The organism is Pedobacter sp. 01T416_2, assembly GCF_056398925.1.
In genome coordinates this window covers 1-5,248 of sequence record NZ_JBFTQI010000410.1, presented here as the reverse complement: position 1 = coordinate 5,248, position 5,248 = coordinate 1, and the positions used below count along the sequence as shown (strand labels likewise).

Sequence of the window (5,248 nt, the reverse complement as noted above, 5' to 3'; positions counted from 1 at the left end):
CCATTTCCCTTTGGGGCCCATTACATCAAAATACATTTTGCCATCATTATCTGTCTTTGTCCACCAAAGGATTGGATAATTAAAATTATAAGGTCCCCACTCTGTCATCATTATCCATTTTCTTCCTTGTGGAAAATCTTTAGACAACCTAGCATCAATACCGCCTATCATTGGTTTAGGTGCAAACGATGAGATAATTGCAACATCACTAGTTGGGGCTGCTGATGCATCATTGTTGGTAAAAGTCATTTTTTCAACACCAACTCCAACATTCATCAACTTTTCATTTTCTGAAAAAAAATTATCTGTAACATTTAAGTGTTGTGTATTTCTGACAGAAAATACATTTTTGGAATGCTCAAAACTATTTTTAGTGATTTGATAATTCATACTGTGAACATCCCTGTGTTTGTTGTAAGCAGAATTAGTGTCAATTTTTGCACTTGCCCATAAATTAATGGCTAGTCCTTCTCTTTGAAATCTGTTTTGTGAAATACTATTATTTTGACCATGTTCTATAGCAATTCCTTCCAAGTTGTCGGCAAAGTCGTTGCCTATTATTTTCGTGTCATAACTGTATCCGCCCCATATCCCATGCCAACAACCTTTTATAGTATTATTAATAATATTGTTTCGGCTGAAAGTGACTTCAACTCCATTGGTTGGTGCATAAGAAAAATCATTGCCATACAATAAATTGTCATTGCATCCTCCTGCGCCTGTATCTAAAGTTGTCTTACCAGGCCACATAAAAAATCCATCACCGGAATGCGTAACTGAATTATAGGCAAAAACATTGTTGTTGCACTGTTCAAACACTAAAATTCCTGCTGAATCCTGACCGCGATAATAAAAGCCTTCACTCATTCCCCGCACATTCCAATCTACTTTATTGTGCATCACCTTGTTGTCACTACTGCGGTAAAACCCAATCCCAATTCCTGAATTAAAAGAAAAATTATTATTGTAAATAGTTGCACTGTTGCATGAAGTCATCATCAGTCCGCACTGACCGTTTGTGATTGTATTGTTAAAAATGGTTGCGTTATTGCAATTTTTTAAATAAATTCCTGCACCAAAACGGAGCCATTCATTATTTTCATTGTGATGATAACTTTGCCAATCGCTATAATCTTCATGTTCACGGGTGCTTTTCAAATGTTGGCGAAAGTTGTGACTAAAATCATTATGATCAAGCACTAAGACATCCGAATTCCCAGCCATAACCGCCACTTTATATCCTTTAATAATAGCATTTTTTAGCGTAACATGGTTTCCTTTTATGAAAATGGCTACACCTTTAAATTCATCGGGAAGTTCTTTATTATTATTACCGCGCAATTCTGCTCCGTTAAAATCAACAGTAATATTATTACCTTCCACCACAATAACTGAAGTAGACAAGGAAGAACTAGCCTCCAAAGTATAAACTCCCTTTTTAATCGTTATAGACTTTGTAATGTGCATACCCTTTGTCAGCGATAGAACAGTAGCCGATGCTGTAGCAAAAAACAAAGACAATAATGTGGTTACAGCAAAAATTCGACTAGTGTATTTCATAAAAACATTAATTTTTATCGGATGATTTTAAAGATGATGGCCAAGATCTAAAAAAGTTAGTTTTTTATTTTTGGTGTGCGCCTTTGTCTAGTTTGTTAGCTAATCTTACAGCTCCGTTATAATCCACAACATAATACCACCAGTTGTTTAATTTACCGTCTTTTGGACTTACGCCTTTGAAATGAGGGATGTGAGTAAACCACCATTCCATATAACCGATATGACTGCATCCCCATTCACTACAATCAATAGTACGCGGATTTTCATCGGAAATATTTGGGAAAAAAGCCCAATTGTCAGCATAGGTATCCACCTTAGATTTATTAGCCCAATCATAGTCATGTTGTCCATTAGGCGGAAAATGAATGTTTCCAATATGTGCTTTTCCTGAATTGAACTTGTTATAGTTTTTCACATAACCTGCATAACGTTCCCAAGGCGTTAATTCGCTTATATTTGATTTTTTATCATAGTCCCACCAACCATATACTTTCATCATTGTTGATTCAAAACGATGACCATAACTTTCTAATGCACATGCTAAATCTCTTTCATAGTTTAAACCCATTACAGACAATAATTCTTTGCAGTTTGTATTAGGAGTTGGCTCCGAATTTATAAAAAAGGCACCTTCTCCCATCATATTTGACTCAGCCATACCACCGTAAGGGAAACTCCATACCCATACTTCATTTATTTTTCCTGAATTGCGTTTCTTGTCAAAACCAAAATGTTCAACGAAAGCTTTATAATCAAAACCTGTTTCTTGTTCTTTCAGTGTTTTCCAATTAGGTTCTTGCATCAGTTCAATTACTCTCGCTTCAGTAAGTTTTTCGCCTGATTTTTTTAAAAATGTAAAATATTCTTTGGTATCAATTAACTCAACTATTTGATAATCGATAGTTCCGCCACTTGTTTTTTCTAAAGTCGCTTCGTAATCCCTAGTTAATTGAAAAGGATCACTCCAAACACGTTTTTCATTACCAGGCGTTCTAAGCACTTCGTGCATTCTTTTTCCATTTACAATAGGATCCTGGATAACCACTGCAACTTTAACCACTATTTTATTTGCTTTGGGCAATGTTTGTTGATTTTGGGCTTTTAAATTAGATGCAAAAAGAAGTGTAACAAATCCAATTGTATAGATATATTTCATATATATTAAAGTTTATTTTTTAATCATCACATGGTATTACTTTTACTTGGCCCAACAGTTAAAAACTGTTGGGCCAAGTAATTACTACATATAATAGTTTACTAGCCGCCCAAAAAAATCAAGTAGGGTGCTTTATATGTTTATTGAATATTAACCCATTGCCAAGTTTCGCCATCAGTCATGTTGATATAGGCACTCGTAAGGGTTCCACTTTGCAAGTTATTTGCAGATTTAGCAGAGAAATATAATTTTCCTCCGCGTGGTTGACCCGTAGCTGGTACAGGAAAAATCTGTAAAAGTTCAGCATTGGTAAGTTTTAAAGAACCTGAAGCATCAGTTTGCTTGGTGAAATAAGAAGGCGTAATTACAGAACCATCGGCTGGATTTATTTTAGAAATCACTACTGTTGCATTCGCACTTCGTTGTGCTTGATTTCCATTAATATAGACAGTAACGTTCAGCGAAGGAGGAGTAACAGATAGAGTATCAAATTCCATATCTCGAGAACATGAAGATAAAAGCACCAATGTCAACGAAAACAAAATTATGCTATAGATTATTTTTTTCATATCGAATTTATTTAAAAGTGTTTTTATTAAAATAATTACATTGGCTTATTAGCTCCAAATGTGTATACTGGTTGTCCATGTGCAATAAGCTCTGGTGCAGGTATTGGGAATTGGAATACAGTTCCAGGCAATAATGTTCCATTACGACGTTTGTCAAAGAAACCTAATTGTGGCCATACCAGATCACATTCTACGTAACGCTCGTAAAATATTTTATCTAATAAATCAGGGTCAGCGTCTGTTGCTGCAGGCAAATTACCTATTCCTACTCTTGAATTATTAACGTATCCTGAGGCTCCAGTTTGTCCAAGTCGTAATTTAGCTTCCGCCAAATACAAATCATTCTCTGCTTTTAAGAAATGATCTACAGATCCTGTTTCATTGAATACTACATCAAAATATCGCGTATATCTATATTCAGACATAATCCATGTTCCGAAACCAACACGAGTCGCACGACCAAAACCAAACCATTGTCCTAAATCATCAGAATCTGTAAAATATTTATTTAATCTAGCGTCTGGACAATTAGTGATAGGAGGCAAACGCTTTACACCATTAGGAAAAGGGTAAACTGAGTTTGGATCATTTGGAGCCATTAGGTGTAAAAGCCATTGACTTCCTCTAATATATTGTGCATTATGTAGCCAAAAATAGTTAGATCCTTCATCACGAGTCATTACTTTTCCTCTCCATCCCTGTTTGTATTGAACAGAAAAATTTTGTTGTAATCCATTATGTGCATACTGCGCTACTTTTGCCCAATCAGTTTGTGCATTTTCAGCTGGAGTACGTGCATTGTTTACCAAAAAACGAGCAGCCATAGAATTGGCAAACTGAAGAAGTGTTGCTTTATTAAAAGTCTGACCTGGTATTATTTCGCTATAATCACCATCTAAAGGGTCTCCTTGAATTATTTTAATTGCATTATCAAGTTGCCCCATTGCAAAAGCCATAACCTCTTTAGACGATTTTGTATTTGCTTTATAATCAAATGTCAATGCATCATCTTTATCTGTAAACAAGTATGCCTTGTCATAAAGCAATGCAATATTACCATATAATAATGCTTGTATAATTAGATTATGAGCTTTAACGCGTTGTGTATAATCTATCCCATTTAAAATTATCTTATAAGAAGGATCTTTTAGTTTATTTGCCAAAACCATAGTGCTACCCACTGCTGTATAATAATTATACCAAGCGCCATAATTGATGATAATAACCGGGTCTGGTGTCATACCATTAAACAAGTCTCCACGTGGGCGAAACCACATAGTGCCTGATCCCCATGAACTTGTACCTGCCTGAAACAATTCTGCACAAGCAAAACCTATCGTAGGGCTTGCAGCTATTGATCCATTATACCATGTATTATAACCATTGCTAAGCAAAGAGTAAGATTCTTTGGGAGCATACATAGCCGAAATATCTGGTAAATTTTCATTTTTTATATCAAGACTTTCAAAATCACGACAAGAAGTGAAATTGAATATGGCTATTATAGCCAATAGTACTGTAAGAATTTTTTTCATAATTATCTAATTTAAAATGTTATAGAAACTGATCCACTTACCAATCTTGGAGAAGGGTAACGATTGTTACTATCAAATCTAAAAGTGCCCGCATCCACACCTCCTTGGCTTGATCCTGTTTCTGGGTCAAATCCTGGATATTTAGTGAATACTAACAGGTTACGACCCACTAGGTTAAAACGAATATTTTTTACAAACTTTAAACTATTTACTTTCAAATCATATGATAAAGACACCTCACGAAGTTTTACAAATGTTCCATCAAATACCAACGCATCATTGTCCCAACCTAACAATCCTGAATATTGACCACCATTGCCATAATATGTTGCCGATTTTTGCTCATTTAGAGCCAAACTTGATTGATCAAATAACTTTGGTTCCGTCATATAACGAACCGAGTGATTATAAACCGCTCCTCCTTGTTG

At 35.2% G+C, this 5,248-nt stretch carries 5 protein-coding genes; all 5 read right to left on the bottom strand.

Annotated elements, in window-relative coordinates:
* Positions 1 to 1,560 (bottom strand): right-handed parallel beta-helix repeat-containing protein (locus tag AC1DPQ_RS16725; RefSeq protein ID WP_477610298.1); only part of this gene is annotated, 1,560 nt, incomplete at its 3' end.
* Positions 1,561 to 1,624: 64 nt separating this feature from the next.
* The gene (locus AC1DPQ_RS16720) at positions 1,625 to 2,716 is read right to left on the bottom strand and encodes a hypothetical protein (RefSeq protein ID WP_477610297.1); all 1,092 of its coding nucleotides are present in this window, start codon (positions 2,714 to 2,716) and stop codon (positions 1,625 to 1,627) included.
* A 140-nt stretch (positions 2,717 to 2,856) separates the two neighbouring features.
* Positions 2,857 to 3,285 (bottom strand): hypothetical protein, encoded by a 429-nt coding sequence (locus tag AC1DPQ_RS16715; protein ID WP_477580309.1) that lies wholly within the window; start codon positions 3,283 to 3,285, stop codon positions 2,857 to 2,859.
* A gap of 35 nt (positions 3,286 to 3,320) precedes the next feature.
* Positions 3,321 to 4,820: a hypothetical protein gene (locus AC1DPQ_RS16710; protein ID WP_477610296.1), complete on the bottom strand. Its 1,500-nt coding sequence runs from the start codon at positions 4,818 to 4,820 to the stop codon at positions 3,321 to 3,323.
* Between the two features lie 11 nt (positions 4,821 to 4,831).
* A partial coding sequence (locus AC1DPQ_RS16705; RefSeq protein ID WP_477610295.1) for a hypothetical protein occupies positions 4,832 to 5,248 on the bottom strand: 417 nt, incomplete at its 5' end.

What these genes read in the sequence shown, in the direction of transcription:
- AC1DPQ_RS16715 (WP_477580309.1), bottom strand. Translation starts at nt 3,285, where the DNA reads ATGAAAAAAATAATCTATAGCATAATTTTGTTTTCGTTGACATTGGTG.
- AC1DPQ_RS16710 (WP_477610296.1), bottom strand. Translation starts at nt 4,820, where the DNA reads ATGAAAAAAATTCTTACAGTACTATTGGCTATAATAGCCATATTCAAT.
- AC1DPQ_RS16720 (WP_477610297.1), bottom strand. Translation starts at nt 2,716, where the DNA reads ATGAAATATATCTATACAATTGGATTTGTTACACTTCTTTTTGCATCT.